Origin of the sequence: Haliscomenobacter sp. (assembly GCF_040403615.1) — a bacterium.
GTDB lineage: Bacteria > Bacteroidota > Bacteroidia > Chitinophagales > Saprospiraceae > Haliscomenobacter.
In genome coordinates, this window is sequence record NZ_JBBAKG010000100.1 from 1 (window position 1) to 21,296 (window position 21,296).

At 43.8% G+C, this 21,296-nt stretch carries 25 protein-coding genes; 20 read left to right on the forward strand and 5 right to left on the reverse strand.

Annotated elements, in window-relative coordinates; translation table 11 throughout:
• Window positions 1-232 precede the first annotated feature (232 nt).
• From ABW391_RS23410 to ABW391_RS23470, 13 genes are all read left to right on the forward strand, one after another.
• Window positions 233-724: a hypothetical protein gene (locus ABW391_RS23410; RefSeq protein WP_353484324.1), complete on the forward strand. Its 492-nt coding sequence runs from the start codon at window positions 233-235 to the stop codon at window positions 722-724.
• Window positions 725-857: 133 nt separating this feature from the next.
• A complete protein-coding gene (locus tag ABW391_RS23415) occupies window positions 858-1,517 on the forward strand; it encodes a DUF6064 family protein (protein WP_353484325.1) in 660 nt (219 codons plus the stop codon).
• A gap of 103 nt (window positions 1,518-1,620) precedes the next feature.
• Window positions 1,621-2,049, forward strand: a complete 429-nt coding sequence (locus tag ABW391_RS23420; RefSeq protein ID WP_353484326.1) for a hypothetical protein — start codon at window positions 1,621-1,623, stop codon at window positions 2,047-2,049.
• Between the two features lie 48 nt (window positions 2,050-2,097).
• Window positions 2,098-2,598, forward strand: coding sequence for a hypothetical protein (locus ABW391_RS23425; protein ID WP_353484327.1), 501 nt, complete (start codon window positions 2,098-2,100; stop codon window positions 2,596-2,598).
• 30 nt (window positions 2,599-2,628) lie between these two features.
• Window positions 2,629-2,976 (forward strand): hypothetical protein, encoded by a 348-nt coding sequence (locus ABW391_RS23430; protein ID WP_353484328.1) that lies wholly within the window; start codon window positions 2,629-2,631, stop codon window positions 2,974-2,976.
• A 44-nt stretch (window positions 2,977-3,020) separates the two neighbouring features.
• Window positions 3,021-4,106, forward strand: coding sequence for an alpha/beta fold hydrolase (locus ABW391_RS23435; RefSeq protein WP_353484329.1), 1,086 nt, complete (start codon window positions 3,021-3,023; stop codon window positions 4,104-4,106).
• 37 nt (window positions 4,107-4,143) lie between these two features.
• A complete protein-coding gene (locus ABW391_RS23440; protein ID WP_353484330.1) occupies window positions 4,144-4,599 on the forward strand; it encodes a hypothetical protein in 456 nt (151 codons plus the stop codon).
• A 1-nt stretch (window position 4,600) separates the two neighbouring features.
• Complete coding sequence (locus ABW391_RS23445) at window positions 4,601-5,425, forward strand: CPBP family intramembrane glutamic endopeptidase (protein ID WP_353484331.1); 825 nt, start codon at window positions 4,601-4,603, stop codon at window positions 5,423-5,425.
• Window positions 5,418-6,215, forward strand: coding sequence for a CPBP family intramembrane glutamic endopeptidase (locus ABW391_RS23450; RefSeq protein WP_353484332.1), 798 nt, complete (start codon window positions 5,418-5,420; stop codon window positions 6,213-6,215). The genes ABW391_RS23445 and ABW391_RS23450 overlap by 8 nt, the downstream gene beginning before the upstream one ends.
• Before the next feature lie 83 nt (window positions 6,216-6,298).
• Window positions 6,299-6,505 (forward strand): DUF6496 domain-containing protein, encoded by a 207-nt coding sequence (locus ABW391_RS23455; RefSeq protein WP_353484333.1) that lies wholly within the window; start codon window positions 6,299-6,301, stop codon window positions 6,503-6,505.
• A 96-nt stretch (window positions 6,506-6,601) separates the two neighbouring features.
• Window positions 6,602-7,465, forward strand: coding sequence for a chromate resistance protein ChrB domain-containing protein (locus ABW391_RS23460; protein WP_353484334.1), 864 nt, complete (start codon window positions 6,602-6,604; stop codon window positions 7,463-7,465).
• Window positions 7,466-7,513: 48 nt separating this feature from the next.
• Window positions 7,514-8,854, forward strand: coding sequence for a chromate efflux transporter (gene chrA, locus ABW391_RS23465; RefSeq protein ID WP_353484335.1), 1,341 nt, complete (start codon window positions 7,514-7,516; stop codon window positions 8,852-8,854).
• 14 nt (window positions 8,855-8,868) lie between these two features.
• Complete coding sequence (locus ABW391_RS23470) at window positions 8,869-9,594, forward strand: superoxide dismutase (protein WP_353484336.1); 726 nt, start codon at window positions 8,869-8,871, stop codon at window positions 9,592-9,594.
• 394 nt (window positions 9,595-9,988) lie between these two features.
• Here the strand turns inward: ABW391_RS23470 and ABW391_RS23475 are convergent, their stop codons facing one another.
• A complete protein-coding gene (locus ABW391_RS23475) occupies window positions 9,989-10,246 on the reverse strand; it encodes a DUF433 domain-containing protein (protein ID WP_353484337.1) in 258 nt (85 codons plus the stop codon).
• A 74-nt stretch (window positions 10,247-10,320) separates the two neighbouring features.
• Window positions 10,321-11,493: an alpha/beta hydrolase family protein gene (locus ABW391_RS23480; protein ID WP_353484338.1), complete on the reverse strand. Its 1,173-nt coding sequence runs from the start codon at window positions 11,491-11,493 to the stop codon at window positions 10,321-10,323.
• 192 nt (window positions 11,494-11,685) lie between these two features.
• Between ABW391_RS23480 and ABW391_RS23485 the strand changes: the two genes are divergently transcribed.
• On the forward strand, window positions 11,686-12,036 hold the full coding sequence (locus tag ABW391_RS23485) for a hypothetical protein (protein WP_353484339.1): 351 nt from the start codon (window positions 11,686-11,688) through the stop codon (window positions 12,034-12,036).
• 370 nt (window positions 12,037-12,406) lie between these two features.
• Window positions 12,407-14,635, forward strand: a complete 2,229-nt coding sequence (locus tag ABW391_RS23490) for a TonB-dependent receptor (protein ID WP_353484340.1) — start codon at window positions 12,407-12,409, stop codon at window positions 14,633-14,635.
• Between the two features lie 65 nt (window positions 14,636-14,700).
• Here ABW391_RS23490 and ABW391_RS23495 read toward each other — a convergent pair whose 3' ends face one another.
• On the reverse strand, window positions 14,701-15,405 hold the full coding sequence (locus tag ABW391_RS23495; protein ID WP_353484341.1) for a phosphoadenosine phosphosulfate reductase family protein: 705 nt from the start codon (window positions 15,403-15,405) through the stop codon (window positions 14,701-14,703).
• 377 nt (window positions 15,406-15,782) lie between these two features.
• On the opposite strand from ABW391_RS23495, the gene ABW391_RS23500 reads away from it, so the two are divergent.
• From ABW391_RS23500 to ABW391_RS23515, 4 genes are all read left to right on the forward strand, one after another.
• Window positions 15,783-16,727, forward strand: a complete 945-nt coding sequence (locus ABW391_RS23500; RefSeq protein WP_353484342.1) for a fasciclin domain-containing protein — start codon at window positions 15,783-15,785, stop codon at window positions 16,725-16,727.
• A gap of 207 nt (window positions 16,728-16,934) precedes the next feature.
• A complete protein-coding gene (locus ABW391_RS23505; RefSeq protein ID WP_353484343.1) occupies window positions 16,935-18,122 on the forward strand; it encodes a lycopene cyclase family protein in 1,188 nt (395 codons plus the stop codon).
• Window positions 18,119-19,066, forward strand: coding sequence for a Brp/Blh family beta-carotene 15,15'-dioxygenase (locus ABW391_RS23510; RefSeq protein WP_353484344.1), 948 nt, complete (start codon window positions 18,119-18,121; stop codon window positions 19,064-19,066). The genes ABW391_RS23505 and ABW391_RS23510 overlap by 4 nt, the downstream gene beginning before the upstream one ends.
• 102 nt (window positions 19,067-19,168) lie before the next feature.
• Window positions 19,169-19,924 carry a bacteriorhodopsin gene (locus ABW391_RS23515; protein WP_353484345.1) on the forward strand — a complete coding sequence of 252 codons (756 nt, stop codon included), beginning with the start codon at window positions 19,169-19,171 and terminating at the stop codon, window positions 19,922-19,924.
• Between the two features lie 245 nt (window positions 19,925-20,169).
• Here ABW391_RS23515 and ABW391_RS23520 read toward each other — a convergent pair whose 3' ends face one another.
• Window positions 20,170-20,337, reverse strand: coding sequence for a pirin family protein (locus ABW391_RS23520; RefSeq protein ID WP_353484346.1), 168 nt, complete (start codon window positions 20,335-20,337; stop codon window positions 20,170-20,172).
• An 88-nt stretch (window positions 20,338-20,425) separates the two neighbouring features.
• On the opposite strand from ABW391_RS23520, the gene ABW391_RS23525 reads away from it, so the two are divergent.
• The gene (locus tag ABW391_RS23525) at window positions 20,426-20,614 is read left to right on the forward strand and encodes an IS1096 element passenger TnpR family protein (RefSeq protein ID WP_353484348.1); all 189 of its coding nucleotides are present in this window, start codon (window positions 20,426-20,428) and stop codon (window positions 20,612-20,614) included.
• A 5-nt stretch (window positions 20,615-20,619) separates the two neighbouring features.
• Here the strand turns inward: ABW391_RS23525 and ABW391_RS23530 are convergent, their stop codons facing one another.
• Window positions 20,620-21,237, reverse strand: a complete 618-nt coding sequence (locus ABW391_RS23530) for a Uma2 family endonuclease (protein ID WP_353484347.1) — start codon at window positions 21,235-21,237, stop codon at window positions 20,620-20,622.
• Window positions 21,238-21,296: the final 59 nt, after the last annotated feature.

A 21,296-nucleotide genomic window follows, 5' to 3' on the forward strand; every position in this document is an offset into this window, starting at 1 on the left:
AAAATGCCCATAAAATGAAAACAATTATCCTATTCTGCATTTTTTTAGTTTGTATACTGCGTACCGCCAAGTTTTGTGCATAGAATCAGTGAAACTTATCCATCTTTTAAGAGGTTTTCGTCAACCCTTATGCACAAAACTTGACGGAGGGCAGTATATCACAACCAATTTATTCGCACAAAGCGATACTTCTGATGGTACCTTTTGGCATCCCAATCCTCCGAACTACGCGGTGAAACAAGCCATAGAAATTGAAAGCCTCGTTCCCATGTTTTTCACTGGCGGATACCATGCTGCCATTGGCTATCGGTACAAAAAATTCCGATTGAGGGTCAGCATTATCAATGGAGGGACATACAATGCAGAAACTGCCGGGATCAATAACGATTCAAAGAATTTCAAAAGATATTACACCACATCACCCGGGGTTTTCTTTGGATACAATTTGTGGAAAAACCTGGAGCTGTATTCTTATTTGGAGTTCCATACCTTTAGAATTACCCAAGTAAGTAGCGGTTTACAACAAGATTTAAAAAGTACAGATACAGGCTTAGGGCTGAGCTATCAGTTTTTTATTGGCCGCGTTTTTTATATTCAACCTGGTGTGCACCTGTATGTACGCGCAAACAACAGCGTGAATTTTGGCGAAATTGAATATAAAATTCCTAAACAAGATGTTTCACCAGTTGTTCGATTGGGGTTCAGGTTGTGGAAAAAATACTAGTGAATACCCTATGTAGTGGGGCAAAAATAAGTGTTCATTTTTCTTGATCCATAGGATTAGATAAGGCACTTAAAATGAACCGTTTACTTATCTAATCCTATGGCAAAATGAACACTTATTTTTTATCGCTCCTATGAAACCACCCTTCACATTAGAACAATTTTTGGAGGTTTTTGCGCACTACAACCGTGCAGTGTTTCCAATGCAGGTTGTATTTTATTTGCTAAGCGCGATCGTCATTTATTTCGTCATCAAGCCCAACCCCAAATCTGATAAAATCATCAGCAGTGTACTGGCTTTTTTTTGGTTGTGGATGGGTGTTGTTTATCACATCATCCATTTTTCAAAAATTAATCCATTGGCTTATGTATTCGGGACTTTATTTATTGTTCAGGGTATTTTATTGATCGGTTTTGGGGTATTGCAAGATAAATTTTCTTTTCAATTCCGCGCAAACAAGTATGGCATTACAGGAATGATTTTTATTTTATTTGCCTTAATTGTTTATCCGGTTTTAGGCTATTTTTTGGGCCATGTTTACCCTTCATCACCTACTTTTGGTTTGCCCTGCCCTACCACGATTTTTACTTTTGGTTTGCTGCTTCTGAATGAAAAAAAATGCCCACTTGTAGTTCTTATCATTCCTTTTCTTTGGTCAATTATCGGGTTTATGGCAGCCTTCCAGTTTGGCATCGTGGAAGATACAGGCTTGTTGGTAGCGAGTTTGATTACAACTTCTTTGCTGATCTATCGGAATAGAATGTTGTCTAAAAATGAGGCTTCTATTTCGTGAAATGTGAGAAAATTGCAACTTATATCCAAATTTATGTAAGGCTTTCCATTGTAAAAACCGCCACTTTGCATTGTCTTTTTTATGCTGAAATAAATTTATAGATATGATTAAGAATTATTATTATTTGGTTGCCGGAATCCTTGCGATTATTTTTTCCATTACGCACGCATGGAATGGACAATCCATTGTGCTGCCATCTCTAAATGTTGATACAATATCCGCAGATACAAAAACAATATTCTTTTATGTTTGGCACATCATCACAGCCGAAAATATGCTTTTTGGTTTATCTTTTCTTTTTATGTCGGTTCACAAAGATTTGTCAAAAGTCAGATTTACTGCGTGGGTTATTGCCATTTTAATGGTGTTTCACTTGATCGTTATTTTTGGCGGAACACTATTGTACAATGCTTCAGCACTTAAAAATACATTGATAGATTCAATAGCAATTGTTATTTACGTTTCGCTCATTGTATTAGGTACCAGGGTCAAGGATAAGAAAATTGGAGCGTTATTGCTAAAAAAGGCTTAAATCCGGAGGGAGCTATTTTCAAAAATAAATAATTATGAACAGGCTAAAATGAAATCTAAAACATTTCAAAAATATTTCTTTAACTGCTTTCTTTTAACCATTCCTGTTTTGTTATGGGATTATGCGTTCACAGATAGATTGCCTCAAGCTTTTCAAGCTGAAAATTTCTCAAAGGGCATTCCTTCTTTTATCATCAATATTGAAAATGGTTCAAGATTGCTAATGTTCATCTTTATTTCATTAATGCCCATTGAAATGCTGAAAACCATTCAAAACAAGGGACTTATTTTATATGTGATAGGAACCCTACTCTATTTTGCTTCATGGCTAATGCTAATGTATTTTCCAAACAGCACGTGGAGTAAAAGTGCGTTAGGGTTGTTGTCTCCTGCTTACACGCCTTTATTTTGGTTGATTGGTATCGGGTTAATTGGAGATTCTTTATACTTTAATATTCCCTACAGAAGATGGTGGTATTTTTTCATTGTCATCGTATTTCTAATTTTTCACAACTGGCATACTTATTTAATTTATTTAAAAATAGAGTGATGGTTAAACAACCAAAAACAACAAAAGATTATGAATGTAGCTTCAAACCTTAGTGCGATCAAAATTGTACATACCCTCATTTGGGCTTTTTTCAATGTGGTACTATTCTATATGGCTTATGCAGTCATCGTGAATAAAATTGATAACTTCGTTTGGATCGGTATTGCGCTTATCTTAATAGAAGGGGTAGTCCTGCTGATGTTCAAAAGAATGTGCCCGCTTACCATTATGGCTCGTAGATATTCTGATTCAGAGAAGGATAATTTTGATATTTATCTGCCAAATTGGTTGGCAAAATACAACAAGTTGATTTACACAATTTTTTTTATCCTCATTGTTTGTGGCATCATGTATAGAAAGTTAATCCAACACCCATGAAACCATTTTCTATTCAATTAATCATACAAAAAGGGGGTCGAATTATGCTGATTATGCTTTCAATCTTGTTCACCTGCATACTCATTCTTCTCTCCGTGTTATGGATCATGAGTCCCGGAAAACCTGAACCCTTTTTGGATGAAAACGGAAATCGGTTGGCAGGTAGTATTTCTGAAAAAATCCGTATCAATATAAATGACTTGGATCAGGGCATGTTTATCAAAAGCAAAGATGCAACCCATCCAGTATTGCTTTACCTCCATGGTGGCCTGCCTGAGTATTTTCTAACCCAAAGGTATCCCACGGGTCTTGAAAACTATTTTACCGTGGTTTGGTGGGAACAACGGGGTTCAGGACTTTCTTACCGTGCCAACATTCCCCCAGCCTCAATGACGCTGGAGCAAATGATAGCTGACACAAAGGAGGTAACGAATTACCTGCGCAAGCGCTTTGGACAGGAAAAAATTTACCTCATGGCACACTCGGGAGGGACTTTTATTGGTATACAAGTGGCTGCCCGAATGCCTGAATTGTACCATGCCTACATTGGCGTGGCTCAGATGACGGATCAACTTAAATCTGAAATCCTTGCCTACGCATACATGCTTAAGCATTTTAAAGCGCAGGGAAACAAAAAAATGGTCAGAAAATTGGAGTCAGCCCCAGTCACGCTGACGGATGGAATCCCAGATTCCTACCTTTCTCTGCGAGATGAAGCCATGCACAGCCTTGGTGTAGGCACCACCCATGACATGCATTCAATATTCACGGGTATTTTTTTACCCTCGCTTACCTGTCGCGAGTACACGTTGATGGAAAAAATCAATCTGTGGCGTGGCAAATTCCGCTCCGGCATTAGCATACTGTGGGATACGATGCTGGCCACGGATATGGCCAAACAAGTTCCAGCGCTGGCTATTCCGGTCTATTTTTTTCATGGCAGCTATGATTACACGGTTTCCTACCAGTTGGCGAAGGACTATTTCGAGCAGCTAAAGGCACCCTTGAAAGGTTTTTACACCTTTCGACAATCAGCGCACAGCCCTTTGTTTGAAGAACCAGAAAAAATGCGACAGATTTTTCAGGAGGATGTATTCGAGGGGAAGAACAAGCTCGCAGATGTAAAATAGGTAATTTTCTGTCAATCTGAATGTTAACCCAATAATCATGAAGTCAAAAACCGCAAGAAACATCCACCTTTTCCTCCTGGCATTCCTCGGATTGGGTGCCATTGGCGGAGGTGGAGCATTGATTGTTTCTCCATCCGGCAAATTGCTGGGTGGATTGCCTTTGTCCATTTTAGCAAGGTCGCCCTTCGAAAATTTTTTAATACCTGGCATGATTTTGTTCACTGTTTTAGGGCTTTTTCCCAGTTTGCTGGTCCTTGCTTTGTTGAAAAAACCAAACTCGCGATTGGCTGAACGATTTAATTTCTTCAAAGACATGCATTGGGCCTGGTCATTCAGTATTTATGTCGCTTTTGCCCTCATCATCTGGATACAAGTTGAAACCATCTATGTACAAAGCGTAAGTTGGTTGCAAACCTTTTATATGTTGTATGCCATTCCACTCATTTTTGTTGCGGTATTGCCTCAGGTGAGAATTTTTTATAAAAAGGAATAGAATGATGAGTACCTACACAAGATCCCCCCTAAAATTTTTCCTGCTGGTTTATACCCTTTCGCTTCCACTATGGATCATTGAAACCATGATTGACGTAAAAGGCCTACCCTTGGATATTCCGATAACAGACATTGCTGCGGCATTTACCCCATTGATTGTAGCCAGCATACTCGTTTACAAAGAGGAAGGGCGGGGTGGGGTTAAAAGACTGTTTCAGCGAGTTTTAGATTTCCCCAGAATCACCAAAAAGCTATGGTACCTGCCGATTATTTTTCTACCATTTCTACTGTATTTGTTGATCTACCTCATCATCTATTTTACTGGATTACCCCTTCCAAGCACCTTTCATATTCCCTTCCAATCTATCCCTTTTCTTTTCCCCTTGTTTTTTGTCGGAGCAATCTGTGAAGAAATTGGCTACATGGGTTATGCCATTGAACCCATGCAAGAACGGTTTGGTGCATTGGCAGCAAGCATCCTGATGGGCATACCTTGGGCAGTATGGCATTATCCGTCCATCATTCAGCAAGGGCACGATCTAACCTGGATAGCGTGGGCGACGCTCGGCACAGTTGCTGTAAGAGTATTGATTGTTTGGATTTACAACAATACCGGAAAAAGTTTATTTGCCTGTATCCTATTTCACACCATGTTGAATGTAGGAAGACCTTTGTTTCCAAAAGATGACCTGCACAATCCGCTGGTTGATTATCCCGAAATTCATTATTCTGTCATTGCAGTCACCGCGGTTGTTGTCGTCTTTTTGTGGGGAGCAAAGACACTAGTACGGAATAAACACCTTCAATCAACGCCTAATCATGGATAAGCAAATACCAGAAAATAAGTCGCCAATCAAGTTCTTTCTGTTTGTGCTTGTACTTTCCATTCCCTTTTGGATATTGGGAGCGCTCACCAGAGATTTAACCAAAATACTACCCATCAAACTCCCCATCAGCGCATTGATGACTTTCTGCCCCATGATGGCGGCGATAATCCTGGTTTATCGTACAAGAAAAACCCAGGGCATTAAAGAACTATTGCAACGAGCCTTCGACTACAAAAGAATCAAGGACAAAAGATGGTATCTCCCCATTGTTTTTCTGATGCCTGGCATCGCCGCACTTTCTTATGGTTATATGAAAATGACCAGTGCGGAGCCCGCCGAACCCAACGTATCTTTTTTAACCGTTTTCATTTTTTTCTTTGTCTACTTTGTTGGTGCCATTGGCGAAGAGCTGGGTTGGAGTGGCTATGTTATTGAGCCTTTGCAAAAGCGGTATGGCGCATTAAAAGCGAGCATCTTATTGGGATTTCTGTGGGCAATCTGGCACATCATCCCCTGGAGCCAAACCCACCAAACCCCCGTCTGGATAATCTGGCAAAGCATCGGCACCATTTTTTTGCGGGTCATCATGGTCTGGATATTTAACAATACTGGTAAAAGTGTTTTTGCCATGGTTCTTTTTCACACCATGATCAACATCAGTCCCTATCTCATCCCCAACTATGGTGCCCACTACGACCCATTTATCTTTAGTATTTTGTTGGGCATCACCGCAATCGCAATCACCTGCTTATGGGAAGCAAAAACCTTGGCTGGCCAAAACAATGCGTGAATCCTACAATTCTTCCCCACAATTGTGTAACACTTCTCCTTTCTCAATCCGCTACCTTGATGTACTAAAACGGGTAAACATTTATGAAAAAGACAAAAAAAGCAGCGGCCAAAAAGGCACTTTCGCCTGCTAAAAAAAAGATTGCAGAAGTGATGCATGAGTTTAAAGAAGGTGAATTGCACTCGGGGAAAAGCGACATCATCGTCACCGATCGCAAACAGGCCATTGCGATTGCACTCAGTGAAGCCAGTGAAGTAGAAGAAGGAGAAACCCCTAAAAAGACCGATTGAGCGCATGGCTTTAATTGGGCCACGTTGAAAGTAAAATAGATTCAATCTGACCGAAAAATAGACGGGTAGTTTTACCTTCGTATCCAAATCACCGTCATGAAATGGATCACCCGCGCACGCCCAAAAATTGACCGCATTGCCTGTCCCTGGCTGATCAAAAAATTTGTGGATGCCGAGGCCGAATTCATTTACGTGCCCGAAGCTGAAGTACTCGCCAAAGCTGCGGAGTTGAATGCCATTCCTTTCGACATCCCCAACGTAGAATACTCGCACGAAGGAGAATTTTGCACCTTCGATTACATCCTGAAAAAACACCAGTTGACCGATCCGGCACTGCACCAATTGGCAGTCATTGTAAGAGCTGCCGACACTGACCAGTTTGCCTTGGCCCCTCAGGCGGCGGGCTTATGGGCCATTTCAGCAGGCCTGGCCTACAACATTCAGGATGACCACCAACTCCTGGAAATCGGCATGCTGCTGTACGATGCCTTGTATACCTGGTGCAAATACCTCCAGCATGAAAAGCATACTGGAGACCCCGTAGAGCAACTGCTGTTGCAAATGGTGGGAAAGTACATCGATGAAAAATCGGCAAGCAAACAGCGCATTCCAGGTTGGGCAAAAGAATTGAAAGAAACCATTCAAGATTACGTAGATACCAATTTTAGTTTGAGTCTAAAAGACATTTCGCAGGAACTTGACCTGCATCCTGCCTACGTATCGCGGGCATTTTCCAAGTATTTTGACAATCTTTCTTTTGGTGAATACATCCGCAAGTTGCGCATCGAAAAGGCCGTGCAACTCTTGGAAACAACCAACATGTCTTTGACCGAAATCGCCTACCTCACGGGCTTTTCCGACCAAAGCCATTTCAACCGCATTTTTAAAAAACAAATGGGCATTCAACCTTCGGTTTACCGGAAATCACTACAAAAAGGTAAAACGGATACTAGTGATTAAATCTGTTCTATTCTTCCTGAGCGCAGCTTGCTTATCTTGCCGATAAAAATGGCTTATCCTTCCTTTCGCGAAGCCTTTCAGGTCTGGCTCAAAGTAGCCCTCTACAGCTTTGGTGGCCCTGCCGGGCAAATCGCCGTGATGCACAAATACATCGTAGAAGAAAAAAAATGGCTGGGTGAAAACCGCTTCCTGCACGCACTCAATTATTGCATGTTGCTGCCCGGTCCCGAAGCCCAACAATTGGCCACCTACATCGGTTGGTTGATGCACAAAACCCGGGGCGGGCTTATGGCAGGTGGATTGTTTGTTTTGCCAGGTTTTCTCTCCATCTTGATATTGAGTGTGTTGTATGCCCTGTGGAAAGATTTGACTTTTGTGCAAGGCATTTTTTACGGCATCAAGCCAACTGTGCTAGCGGTGGTAGTAGGCGCGGTCATCAAAATTGGCAAACGCGCCCTCAAGAACGAAGTCATGGTGGGCATTGCGGTACTGGCGTTCATTGCCATCTTCTTTTTCAAAATCTCTTTTCCCTACATCGTAATTGCCGCAGGACTCCTCGGCTACTTTGGGGGCAGAATTTGGGAAGAAAAATTCTACGTGATCAAAGGCCACGCCGATAAAACGGGCAGTGAGGCGGGACTAATCGATTCCTCCATCCAGTCTGAAAAGCCCAATTTGTCAAAAATCTTGCGGGTAGCCTTATTCTGGTTGGCTTTGTGGTTGTTGCCAGTAGCTGGATTGCTGCTGTGGTTGGGGTCCGAGAATGTCTTCACCAAAGAGGCCCTGTTTTTTAGCAAATCGGCGATTGTTACGTTTGGTGGGGCTTATTCGGTATTGGCCTACATCTCCCAAAAAGCGGTGGAAACCTACGCCTGGGTGCAACCCGGTGAAATGCTCGATGGATTGGGGATGGCCGAAACCACCCCAGGGCCGCTGATTCAGGTGGTGCAATTCGTGGGCTTTATGGGAGCTTTTCGCAATGCGGGAACGCTCGATCCAATCTTGGCTGGCGTACTTGCTTCGGTGCTGGTGACCTGGGTGACCTATCTGCCTTCCTTTCTGTTTATTTTTACTGGCGCACCGTACATTGAGTACTTGCGTGGCAACAAATCCCTCAGTACCGCCTTATCGGGCATTACGGCAGCGGTGGTGGGCGTGATTCTTAACCTGGGAATCTGGTTTAGTTTGCATACCTTGTTTGGTAAAGTAGACGAAGTGCTGGTCGGGCCATTGTACCTTCCATTGCCCGTTTGGAATACCGTCGATTGGGGCGCTGTTTTCATCACCGTAGCCGCCTTGTTCTTTTCTTTTCGCTTAAAATGGGACATGCTGCGTACCATCGGCGTGTGCATCGTTCTGGGTTTGATCTTCAAATTTTTTATCCTTTAAAATAGCCAACCATCGTGAATCGAACTGACTTTCTCAAAACCTCGAGCATTCTGGGCGCAGCTTCCTTACTGCCCAACAATTCCGTTTTTGCCAACAACGTCACCGAAAACGGAATCGACAAATTGGTGGACGCTGAGGGCAATTTTGCCCTTCAGGCCTTACCCTACCAGGAAACTTTTCTGGAGCCTTACATGGATGCAGAAACTGTGCACTTGCACTACATGTTTCACCATGGTGGCGCAGTGAATGGGGCCAATAAGGATTTAAAAATGATCCGCAAGGCCCTGGATGAAAACAGCGTGGAAACCGTGGATTATTGGACGAAAAAATTGTCGTACCACCTCTCTTCCCACATCCTGCACACCATCTTTTGGACGAATTTGACCAACAAAAAAACCGACCCTGCGGGAGAGTTATTGAAAAAAATCGAACGGGATTTTGGCTCTTACGATAAGTTGAAACTGCTCATTTCCAAAACCTCCAAAGACGTAGACGGCAACGGCTGGGGCATCCTCGGCTATCAACCTTACACCGACAAACTCACCGTTTTGCAGTGTGAAAACCACGAAAAACTGACGCAGTGGGGCGTCATTCCCTTATTGGTGATCGATGTGTGGGAACATTCCTATTACCTGAAGTACCGCAACAAACGCGCGGATTTTGTGGACAATCTGTTCGGCATTTTGAATTGGGACAATGTAGCGCAACGGTATGCTACGGGTTTGAAGTTGGTGAAGTGATAGACTTGCCCAAAAGCAACGATTTTTTCGATTTGGCTGCGCCAAATTTTTTATATCCGCGACGACGATCGCGACGTTTGGCGCTTAGTGCTTTTACGCCTTCGGCGTGGAGCGGCATTGTTTAGGAGAACGGATGAACCGGATTTTGGCGGATTTGAACGGATAAATCTGAGGTAACCTAAAATTGATCCGTTCTCATCCGTTAAATCCGTTCTCCCATTGTTGTCGCTTTAAGCAAAAAGAGGCGAAGCCTCACTTGTGTGCAAGGATAAAACGGCGTACGTCATGGTAATCAAGCAGCGAAGCTGCACATGATAAACATGCCTGGCTGAATAACCCAATTTTTGCAGAAAAGTAGAAAAGCCAGAAATTAAATTTTCATCAAGCAGCAGCTTCATGCAGCGGCAGGCGTTAATTTTAATGGCAAGTACCGATCTCTAAAATGAGCCGCTGCAAAAGCAATCGCCTCGTAAACATCCCCACTCGACAATTTAGGATAAGCCTCAAGAATCTGCTCCACATTCATCCCTCCTGCCAGATAAGACAAAATAGCGCCCACGGTGATGCGGGTACCTTCAATCCGAGGTTGCCCATCACAATATTCAGGATCAGCTACGATCCTTTTAAACCCAGTGAAATTTACGTTCGGCATAAGCATTTAATCTTCTTACAAACTTATGGTTTTTTTGGCATTGAATCAAATATCAGTTGTTTCCAAAATCACGCTCAGCGCTTGCCATCCAACACCTTCGCCACCGCCTCATCCCCTTTCAACGCATCCCCTGGCAGCAGATATTTTTCATTAAACACCTTCAAATCAACCTCGGTCAGAACCGTATTTACCGATTCATCAAATTTTCCGGCTTTCAATACCCCCGCCGTATTCAGGTTCAGGTACTTCGCCAAAAAAGCATACGCAGCCTGGCGTTTGGAAGCATTGTAGTCGTGTTTTTCCTGAGGAAAATGCACGTTTTCCACCTTGCCTTCGCTCTTGTAAAAACCATAAATCCGTTGCACAAAAGGGTATTCAAAATTGGGTGTGTTTTTGGTCCAATCGTCGCCGTCGGAAATGAGCAGCAGGGGTTTGGGCGCAAAAAGTGCTGCTATCTCCAGGTTGGAGGTGATGTGGGTAGGGCGTTTGTGCACAGGCATGCCGCTTTCACAAGTACAGCCACCAAAAAAATGCCCCGACACCATCACCACCGGCACCGACACTTTGATGCGCTCGTCCAGCGCAGCCAGCATAAAGGTTTGGGTGCCACCACCCGATTCCCCGCTCATGGCCACGCGGTTTTTGTCCACATGAGGCAGGGAAAGTAGAAAATTGAGGACATAGGTGCTGTTGATGAGTTGGAGTTTCAGCGCCTTTTCAATTTTGTGCTCGCAGTATTTGGCGTCGCCATACCCGATCATATCGTAAGCAAACACCACTGCGCCCATGCGTGCGAGTGTGGCGCAACGTTGTTGGACGTATTCCTTGTAGCGCGGTTCGGGGCCGTGGCCATGCGGCGCAAGAATGGCCGCCAATTTGCCTTTCGTATTCAGCGGGGTGTACAAGTTTCCTGTAACGTAAATGCCAGGGAGAGATTGGAAGGAAACGTTCTCCACGGCGTAGCCATTCAAGGTTTTGCGGCTATGGATCGTGATGTGTTTGGGTTTTTTACGGCTCAGTTGTTTGATTTCTGCCCCATCTAAAATGCCTTGCCGAATCAGTTGTGCCCGTTTTTCCCAGCTGGCCTGGTCGTTATACTTCGCTGCTACCGCCTTGTGCACTTCCACTGCTTGGGCTTCTGTGTAGAAATTGCGTTGGCACAGCTCGGGCTTTTCGGGGTTGAATTGGGCGAGTAGGGTAGTGGTGCTGAGCGCCAAAAGGAGGGTGAGCAAGGCTTGATGTTTCATTTTAGGTGTTTTTGATTGATTTCAAATGTAGAATAAAAATTGCAATGGCCGAGCGATTCTATTTTGAAAAGTAGATGGGGCTTCAGGTGCACTTGTTAGCCACCTGTTAAACTTCAAATGAAACATGCAATACATCCCAATTCCGCTTATTTTTGTACCTCATAAATAATTTTCTCCTCAAAATCATCAACCATGAAAAACGTATTCGCTGCATTCTTGACCTTCTCCTGCTTGTTTTTTGCCCAAAACGGGATGGCACAAACGGCCAACGCCCCCCAAGACGTAGTAAAAGTGGTTACCGTAAAAGTGAGCGGCGTATGCTGCAACGGCGACCTGGCAACCATCAAAAAGAAACTCGTCAACCAGGAAGGCATTGATGAAGTAACTGCCGATAACGCCAAAAAAGAAGCGACCAATATCAAAGTGAAATACCACACCGGGATTGTTTCTGAAGCAAAAATCCGCAGCTTGATTGAAAAAACCGAAGGTTGTGAAAAACCTGGTGATCTGCCTTACAAGGTGAAAGCGGTGACGTATTTGTAGCCGCAGTAACTCCTTGCATGAGCGACATCAAGGGGAACACGGATGAGGCGGATAAAGCGGATTTACGCGGATTTTGATTCCGCCTGCGGCGAAATTGGACTAGCCACAGATTGCACAAATTTTCACAAATTGGGTCACAAACTTCGTTTGTTCCTCGATTCGTCTTTATACGATATACACGCTCAAACGAAGTTTGGGCGCTTATTTTAAAAATTTGTGGCTAAAAAAACTTTTGCCGCAGGCAAAAGAAAATCCGCGTAAATCCGCCTCATCCGTGTCATCCGCGTTCCCATTAATGTCGCTTTAGGAAAAAAAATCCCCAAGCTTTCATCAATAAAGCAAATCAAAAGATTCGCTCACCTTCACTGCCATGCGCTTTCTTCTCCTGCTCATTTCCCTCTTCCCCTGTGCCCTTTCTGCCCAAAGCATCAAAGGCAAGATCTTTGGCAAAACCCCCTCCGGCAATGAAATCCTGCCCGGAGCAACCCTTACTTTGGTGGGCACCGCCCAAGGCGCAGCGAGCAATGAATTTGGTGTATTTGACATCCAGGTACCTGCCAATGCCGACCCCCGTTTGGTCGTCTCTTTTTTAGGCTTCAAAACCGACACCGTGGCCATTGCGGGCCGCACCTATTTTTCGATTTACCTCAACCCCGACCCCAAAAACCTGGAAGCCGCCACCGTCGTTGCCCAACAAGGAGGCTCCTTCATCTCAGCACTACAAGGCATCAAAGTTGAAGTCATCAACCAAAAAGAACTCACTAAAGCCGCCTGTTGTGACCTCGCGGGTTGTTTTGAAACCCAGGGCAGCATCCAAGCCCAAACCACCAATCTACTGCTCAATAGCAAAGAATTGCGCATCTTGGGATTATCGGGCGTGTACAATCAAATTCTAGTGGATGGTATGCCAATGATTTTGGGCGGTTCTTTCACTTATGGCATCAGCAGCATACCGGGCACTTTGGTGGATCAGATTTTCGTGGCCAAAGGCGCCAATTCTGTCTTGCAAGGGTTTGAAAGCATCAGTGGGCAAGTCAATGTAGTCCTGAAAGAACCAAACCCCGACAAAGAAAAAATCCTGCTCAACGCCTACCTCAATTCCTTTGGAGAAAAACACCTGAATGCCAATTTTTCGACCACGTTAGGCAAAAGTTGGAAAAGTCTCACGTCCCTGCACCTGGTGCAACCTGCTAGCAAACGCGACCGCGATGAAGATACTTTTTTGGACCTGCCCTTGCTGACCCGTTTGGCTATTTACCAAAAATTCACGCTGGGTGATGAGCAAAGTGCGGGCTGGAGCAGCAAAATAGGCTTGCGTTATCTGGACGAAAAACGCATCGGTGGACAAACGACCTTTGATGCCAAAAGTGATCAGGGCTCTGATCAGGTCTATGGGCAGGTGGTGCAATACCAACAACCCGAACTGTACACCAAAACTGGCTATCGCTTCAATCCACAATCAAAAATATCTCTGATTGCTTCGGCTTTCCAGCACCGGCAGTCAGCCTGGTTTGGCGTCACCCAATACGAATCCAAACACTTGAACGCCTACGCCAACCTGCAATATGAGCAACTTTGGGCGCAAAAACACGACCTGAAATTTGGCTTCAGCTACCGCCACCTCAACCTCGACGAGACCATCCGTTTTTCCAACAATGAGCTCCAGCGTACTTTTGCTGGCGATTACCTGCGGCAGGAACGCACCCCGGGTTTGTTTGCCGAAAACGTGTTCAACTTTGACCAATTCAGCATCATTGCCGGTGCCAGAGTCGACCACCACCGGCAATTTGGCTGGCAATTTGTACCTCGCCTGACCCTGCGCTACAATGCGGGTGATGCCACCGTGATTCGTGCCAACGTGGGCCGGGGCTTGCGCTCGGTCAATTTATTCGCCGAAAACATCTCTTTGCTCATCAGCTCCCGCGACATTCAATTTGCAGAATCGCTGGATTTGGAAAAAGCCTGGAATACTGGGGTCAACCTCACCCATACCGCTACTGGCGAGACTTTGGTGGCGACGTTTTCGGTTGACCTTTACCATACCCGCTTTCAAAACCAGATTTTCCCCGACTACGATAGCGACCCAAGTTTGGCCATCATCCAAAATTTTCGGGGGACTTCCATTTCCAATGGCTTTCAGTTCGACGCCAAATTTGTACTGGCGAAAATTTTTGAAGCCAAATTTGCCTACAACTTCCTCGATGTATACCGTCGGAATGGCGAGCAAAAAATTCAATTGCCCTTCAATGCCAAACACCGACTGATGGCCGCTTTTTCGTATGAACCCAAAAAGAAGCAGTGGCACGTGGACGTGAATGTGCATTGGCTGGGACCACAACGATTGCCTGATACGCAAACCTTGCCAGAAAACTTCCAGCAACCCGATTTTTCGCGTGCTTATTCCGTGGCCAATCTACAATTCACCAAGGTTTGGAAAAAACTGGAAGTCTACTCTGGCTGTGAAAACCTGTTCGATTTCCGCCAGATTCGCCCCATCATCAACTGGCAAAATCCCTTTGGCGATTATTTTGATACGGCGTTTGCTTGGGGGCCTACGCGGGGAAGGGAGTTGTATGTGGGGGTAAGGATGAAATGGTAGGTCTAACTTTTGCGCATCAAGCCTTATTGTTGTTGTCCTTACTGCAAGGTGATGGTTCAGAAAAATTAAACGGCTTGCCTGCGCATTCCGGGAATATGTGGGTGCATGAAAATGCGTTGTGCATGATCCCACCACCAGCGGCCATCCCAAAATTCGGAGCTGTGCGCCGTTTCAATGTCTTGAGCATGTCCAACCCGCAGGTAACCCCTGTTGTGCAGTGGGTTATAAGGGATGCCTTCACGCAATACTTCTAAAAAAACCTTGTGAAAAGAACGGTGGAACAGCGGGTGGAATTCAAAGATTTTCAAGGATTTGTTCCAGGAAAAATCAGCAGTCAACTGACGATCCTGCCAGGTTTGACCTGCACGTGTACCCGTGATCAGCAGCATTTCTCCCTGTAAAATGGGTTGTAGGTTGGCTACAGTTGAATTGGCTGAAAGTGGATTTGACCCATTATTGGCTTCAACACTTTCTCCATCAGCCGAATAAACTGAAATGGGTAAGCCGTAGCGCTCCTCGGTGCGTTTCCAGGTGGCATACGTTTCAGAAAATGGATAATTAGGGTTGCTAACTACTATTTTGATGGGCAAATTGTACGTGGCAATCCAGTGCGTAATGAGCTGATCTTCTAAGGTGAAGTTGCTCAGAAATACGACTTTTCCGGCAAATTGTTCCGAGATCGAGCGCAGGTTTTCAAGTGGGTTGGTTTCTCCTTGCGCGTCAAGCTGATTTGTTATTTGCGCTACCAGGGCTTGGGTTAATGTATTCATGTCCTTGCAGTTTTTTGTTCAACACCATTGATGCTAGCAAAGATAATGGTATAATTTAAAAAGCCTAGTAATTCAATAGGGTTTTTGAAAAATATTTTATAAACTCTTTAGTGCGGGGCAAAATGAACACTTATTTTTTTTATCGCCCCTTATGCATCCCTTGTCGCCTTTTGTTCATAATTGGCTTCTGCCTTGCAAAAAGAGGAACTGAATTATTAATGGGACACTTGTTCACCAAAAAAGGAAAAAAATCAGGTACTGTATACAAGTAGTCAATTGTCGTGATTCTGGCGTTGTAAACAAACATAGCAATAAAAATTCCGTTGTAGTCCATATTTCATACCCAAACATTCTTATTAATCAAAATGAATCAAACTATGAAAATCAATTTTGTCGAAGGATCTTTCAAAACGTCAATGCTCCTTTTTGCGGCCATTTTTGCAATGGCTTCCTTCACTTCTTGCGACAAGAAAGAAGATGAAGCAAAAACCATCACCCAAACCGTGGTGGATGGTGCCGATTTTACCTTACTTGAAGCAGCAGTGCTTAGAGCCGGATTGGCAGATGCTTTGGCAACTGGCAGCTTGACTGTTTTTGCACCAACCGATGCTGCTTTCCGTACAGCAGGTTTTGCAGATGTTGCGGCAATCAACGCTACCCCAGTAGCGACGCTGAGCGCAGTATTACAGTATCATGTGATTGGAAGCAAAGTGACTTCAAGTGCAATCGCAACTGCTGACAATCAAGCTACTAAAATGTTGAGCAACGTAGATGCTTACATTACCAAAAATGCTACGGGGGTATCCATCAACGGTGCAAAAGTAACCCAGGCTGACCTCAATGCATCCAATGGAGTCATTCATGTTATCGATGCAGTACTTTTTCCTCCTTCAGTAAATATTGTCGGATTGGCTTCTGCAAATGCGAATTTGACCTATTTAGTTGCAGCAGTAACTCGTGCAGGTTCAGGGGTAGTTGGTGCACTGACTGCGGCAGGACCAATCACGGTATTTGCGCCAACCAATGCTGCATTTATAGCAGCAGGATTCCCAACCATTGCTTCCATTCAGGCGGCTACTCCGGCTACATTGGCCAATATTCTGACCTACCATGTGGTAGCTGCACGGGCATTTTCTACTAATCTGACCAATGGCGCAGAACTCACTACGGCTCAAGGCGGTAAGGTGAAAGTAACCATCAGCGGCAATGCGGTGAGCGTATTGGGTAAAGGTAACGGAACCAGTGCATCAAATGTAACAATCGCTAATTTATTGGCTACGAATGGGGTTGTACACGTTATTGATCGAGTATTGCTCCCATAACCAAATTTTTATTCGTCTTAGGTTAAAGTGCTTAGGCCAGCTTCAATACAGAGGCTGGCCTTTGTTTTTTGGAATATATTTTTTGTATCTAATGACTACATTTTCAATGTAAAATTCCGATATTTATCAGGTGAGAAAAATTTTATTTTAAATTCCTGAACCTTTTTTTCTTATTTTTGTCTTAATCCCAATTGGATTAGTAAAAATATGAAACAGCACTTCGATTGCATTATTGCAGGTGGAGGTTGCGCTGGATTAAGTTTGGCTTACCAATTGGTAAGTCAGCGCTACCCAGGCGACATCCTGATATTGGATCGAGAACGAAAATCGAACAATGATCGCACTTGGTGTTGGTGGAGTAAAACTCCGACACCATTCGATTCGTTGCTTACCCATCAATGGAGGTCGTTGACTTTTGCTGATTCATTGGGGTCATTAAACGCTTCAATTGCACCCTATCGTTATTGTTTACTTCGGGCTGGAGATTTCTATTCTTTCATGGATGCACAATTGGGGCAACATCCCAAAGTAACCTTCCTTCAAGCTGATGTTGAATCAATCGAAGAAGGAGAAACTGGCGCAATTGTTTATGCTGGTGGAACTCAGTTATCAGCAGAATGGGTTTTTTCGAGTATCCCGAACCTTCAAAATGAGGAGTCAGCCAGCAAACCTGGTCTACTTCAGCATTTCATGGGCTGGTGGATTGAAGTGGATCATGACTCTTTTGATCCAAGTTCAGCGGTTTTGATGGATTTTCGGGTGGCGCAACATCATTCTACTCGTTTCATGTACGTGTTGCCCGTAACGAAGAGAAGAGCGCTAGTAGAATTTACTGTTTTTTCAGATACCGTACTTTCTAAGCATACCTATGAACTTGCCTTGCAGCAATACATCCGAGATGTTTTGTATATTGATGACTATCGCATTGAAGAGGTTGAATTTGGTATCATTCCAATGAAATTGGAAAAAGAGCAAAAAAGGAAAGGGCCGAGTCATGTTATTGCAATAGGGACGCCAGGCGGAGCTGTTAAACCTTCTACGGGATATGCATTTGCGCGCATCCAGGAACAAACGGAGCAAATTGCTCGTCAACTGGTAAAGAATCAACAACCAGTAGCTCAGCTTACGCGGTCAAATCGATTTGCAATGTATGACCAATTGCTGCTCCAAATTTTAACCAAAAGGGGAGATTTGGCTGCAGGAATTTTCAGCCGCTTGTTTCGGAGAGTGCCTTTTCCTCTTGTCCTTAAGTTTTTGAATGAACAAACCTGGCTCGGAGAAGAACTTTCGGTATTGGCAAGTTTGCCTGCTCAGCCATTTATCAGGGCATTGCTTACTCAGCATTGGAATGTTGCGGATTCTTTGATCACCTTCCCCAAAATCGTCAAGCCATGATTGTTCGTTACCCTAATTTATTTTTTGGATTGCGATTGGTTAGCCTTTTATTGGTGATATTTGCTCTTCTATGGCCAGCATTGGCCATTTATTCGACGTTATGGATAGCTCCACTCATTATACTACTTTTGGGCGTCCCGCATGGTGCCGCCGATCATTACTTATTTAAATCGCTGCTGACAAAGGCGGCAGGCCCACAAGTGATGCTGAAATTCTATGCAGGTTACCTAGGATTAATGGTTTCATATGGTCTAATGTGGTGGTTTAATCCATTCCTGAGTTTAGCTGCATTTTTATTGCTTTCTGCTTATCACTTTGGTCAGTCCAACTGGAACTATTTGGTACTTTCGAAAACGTGGCAAATCCCTGTCTATTTTTTACAAGGAGCATCCGTTTTGGGAGTCCCCATCTTATGGCATTTTGAAGATGCCAAACCAATTATACAGGCAATTATTCCGTTGTCAAATCCCGATGTTTCTCATCAGTTGGCGATATGGAGCGTTGCAGTGCTGACCATCCTAAATTTGGGGGTTATTTTCTTGCTTTGGTGGCGGGGTGTACTTACTCTCTTGTTGGCTAAGGCTGAAGCAATTAACCTGATCATTTTGCTTGCTTTGTTTTTATCAACCCCGCTTTTTTTAGGCTTTGCGGTATATTTCTCAGCCTGGCACGCATTAGGTTCGGTGCTAGATCAGATTGCGTTTTTTCGCCTCAAAAACCCTAATTATCAAGCAACAGATTACATCAAGCAAGCAACGCCCTACAGTGTATTGGCTCTTTTCGGGCTTGGTGCAATGGTATGGGTGTCCGCGCAGCTGCGTGTATCTGAAGTGATGGCGATGTTGTTTGTTTTTTTATCCCTGGTTACTTTGCCACATATGTTACTCATCGACTTGTTGTACGACAGGTTTGTAGCAAAATCAGAAAATTCAATCGTTCAGTAAATAGGCCCTTGAGCATTTTTTTGTTTTAGGTGAAAATACTGAACATTTTGATTAACACTAGGTTAGTTATCAATCACAATTCTTCACAAATCTTTTTTTATCATGAATGCATTAGTAATTAACAATTTTCAGCCCATGTTTTTGGCTCAGTTACAGCCAGGCGATTACGTTGGGTTTACTTTCTTTATTGGTTCAATGGCCATGTTGGCAGCAACCGTATTTTTCTTCGTTCAAATGACCAGAGTGGAAGGAAAATGGAAAGATTCCTTGCTTGTTTCTGCACTTATTACAGGGATTGCTGCTGCGCACTATTTCTACATGCGTAGTTTTTGGGCTGAAAACCAAACTTCACCAACCGAATTCCGCTACATCGACTGGATCCTTACCGTGCCGCTCATGTGCGTTGAATTTTACCTCATTTTGAAGCCATATGGTGCCAAGCAAGGGCTGATGTGGCGCATGATCTTCTGGTCAGTATGGATGCTGGTGGCTGGTTACCTGGGTGAAACCGTATTCCGTAGCCAATCTGCAATCTGGGGTGCTATCTCAACTATTGGCTACGCCTTTATTGCGTATGACATTTGGTTTGGTGGTGCACGCAAGTTGGCCAACGGTTCAGCTGATCCAAATCTACAAACGGCCATGCGTATTTTAGGCTGGTTTATTTTTGCTGGTTGGGCCATTTACCCACTTGGATACATGGCTATCGAAGGTGGACTTTTGAGTGGAGCTCTTCCTTTGAAAGCAATGGACTTGATTTACAACATTGGTGATGCTGTGAATAAGATCGGTTTTGGTATGGTTATTTATAGCCTAGCAATTAGCAATCAAAAAGGGCAAGTGGCTGTGGCTGCTTAACTTTTGTTGCTGAATGTATATCGATCAAGAGGACTCAATTTCCTCGTTTGTGCAGGTTAAAACAAGAGTGTCTACCTTAGGAAAAATCATAAAGTAGGCCAAATTGCATTAGTAATAATGAAGCCTGTAGTTTAGTTACTTTTTATGGCTAGAATGAGTGCTTAACATTTATTTAGTATTGCGCTCATAAAATGGTCCCATAAAAGTGACTTGCTAAGATGAGCTGTAAGGAAGAACGGTATTCCTTACAGCTCAAATCTTAATAAGATACCATCATTGGACAGTGCGTCAAATTCCACCTCTCCGGCTTCAGGCAACAATATTCCATCCTTGCTGTACACCAGCCGATTTTGTACTTCAAAAGCGCCGTCAATAACAAATACAAAACAGGTATTTTCTGGGTTTTGAGACAAATAACTGACCAGTTGATCCACGTATGGATTGCCAATCTGGTAAGTAATGCCAGATTTGACCTACACCGATAAAATATAAGGCAAGCTGATTGTACCCTCCGAAATGAATTTTCACGAACTCCGCTCTGTTATCCAGTTTGCAATGGGGTGGATGAACATCCACTTTCGCCAGTTCATTGTTGGGCTGCACGAACGCTGTACTGGTATTCTATTCGACGACGGTTTCGGTAACGATGAAATGGAAGAACGGGATGATCTGGCTTTCTGTGGAATGTAATTTTTTTATTCAAACTTAATCTTCCGATAAATATCCTTGATCAAAACCTCCTGGCCTTCAACTTGCATGACCTCTTCCAGGCTGAAAAACTCCTGATTGATCCAGGTGTTGGGTTGATCAGTGCGGCGATAGGAAGATACCCGAGCGCGATCTTGATTGACATAAATGATTTGTTGTAAACTGTCTTGTTGTTTGTATTCAGGAAGTTTAATGTCGCTATCGAACTGGGCAGTGGTAGGGGAGTGGATATCTACAATCAAATAGGGGTTGGTAATGATTGCAGTGGAGTTAGGCTTAAAAACAGGCTCTCCTTTTACCACCATCACGTCGGGGAGATAGTAGCCACCTTCAAATTTGGGGATTTGGATGCCGGAGTTGCTGCCTAAAACTGTAAACTCATCAGCTAAGATACTACGCAAGATAAAAATCCAATTGGCAACGATGATTTCATGAAAATAAGATGCTAATCCCATCGTGATAATTTCGCTGTACTGGTATTCTACTTTAAAAGGCAATTGGTCGGCCACTGCAAAATATTCCACTTCAGAAGCAGGAATTCTGACCACTTCCTCGGCTTTTAGACGTTCCAGAATGGTTGACCGTAGATCTTGGGCAAGTACCATCAAGTTGTTTTTTTCAAAAATAGGTTAAATCTGGGAATAAAGCTACTCTACTTTTAGCT

Bases quoted from the DNA above. Each gene is read 5' to 3' on its own strand.
- ABW391_RS23455 (WP_353484333.1), top strand. From the start codon at position 6,299: ATGAAAAAGACAAAAAAAGCAGCGGCCAAAAAGGCACTTTCGCCTGCT.
- ABW391_RS23445 (WP_353484331.1), top strand. From the start codon at position 4,601: ATGATGAGTACCTACACAAGATCCCCCCTAAAATTTTTCCTGCTGGTT.
- ABW391_RS23415 (WP_353484325.1), top strand. From the start codon at position 858: ATGAAACCACCCTTCACATTAGAACAATTTTTGGAGGTTTTTGCGCAC.
- ABW391_RS23495 (WP_353484341.1), bottom strand. From the start codon at position 15,405: ATGAATACATTAACCCAAGCCCTGGTAGCGCAAATAACAAATCAGCTT.
- ABW391_RS23420 (WP_353484326.1), top strand. From the start codon at position 1,621: ATGATTAAGAATTATTATTATTTGGTTGCCGGAATCCTTGCGATTATT.
- ABW391_RS23475 (WP_353484337.1), bottom strand. From the start codon at position 10,246: ATGCCGAACGTAAATTTCACTGGGTTTAAAAGGATCGTAGCTGATCCT.
- ABW391_RS23480 (WP_353484338.1), bottom strand. From the start codon at position 11,493: ATGAAACATCAAGCCTTGCTCACCCTCCTTTTGGCGCTCAGCACCACT.
- ABW391_RS23425 (WP_353484327.1), top strand. From the start codon at position 2,098: ATGAAATCTAAAACATTTCAAAAATATTTCTTTAACTGCTTTCTTTTA.
- ABW391_RS23490 (WP_353484340.1), top strand. From the start codon at position 12,407: ATGCGCTTTCTTCTCCTGCTCATTTCCCTCTTCCCCTGTGCCCTTTCT.
- ABW391_RS23510 (WP_353484344.1), top strand. From the start codon at position 18,119: ATGATTGTTCGTTACCCTAATTTATTTTTTGGATTGCGATTGGTTAGC.
- ABW391_RS23450 (WP_353484332.1), top strand. From the start codon at position 5,418: ATGGATAAGCAAATACCAGAAAATAAGTCGCCAATCAAGTTCTTTCTG.
- ABW391_RS23430 (WP_353484328.1), top strand. From the start codon at position 2,629: ATGAATGTAGCTTCAAACCTTAGTGCGATCAAAATTGTACATACCCTC.
- ABW391_RS23500 (WP_353484342.1), top strand. From the start codon at position 15,783: ATGAAAATCAATTTTGTCGAAGGATCTTTCAAAACGTCAATGCTCCTT.
- ABW391_RS23485 (WP_353484339.1), top strand. From the start codon at position 11,686: ATGAAAAACGTATTCGCTGCATTCTTGACCTTCTCCTGCTTGTTTTTT.
- ABW391_RS23505 (WP_353484343.1), top strand. From the start codon at position 16,935: ATGAAACAGCACTTCGATTGCATTATTGCAGGTGGAGGTTGCGCTGGA.
- ABW391_RS23530 (WP_353484347.1), bottom strand. From the start codon at position 21,237: ATGGTACTTGCCCAAGATCTACGGTCAACCATTCTGGAACGTCTAAAA.
- ABW391_RS23515 (WP_353484345.1), top strand. From the start codon at position 19,169: ATGAATGCATTAGTAATTAACAATTTTCAGCCCATGTTTTTGGCTCAG.
- ABW391_RS23440 (WP_353484330.1), top strand. From the start codon at position 4,144: ATGAAGTCAAAAACCGCAAGAAACATCCACCTTTTCCTCCTGGCATTC.
- chrA (WP_353484335.1), top strand. From the start codon at position 7,514: ATGGCTTATCCTTCCTTTCGCGAAGCCTTTCAGGTCTGGCTCAAAGTA.
- ABW391_RS23435 (WP_353484329.1), top strand. From the start codon at position 3,021: ATGCTGATTATGCTTTCAATCTTGTTCACCTGCATACTCATTCTTCTC.
- ABW391_RS23460 (WP_353484334.1), top strand. From the start codon at position 6,602: ATGAAATGGATCACCCGCGCACGCCCAAAAATTGACCGCATTGCCTGT.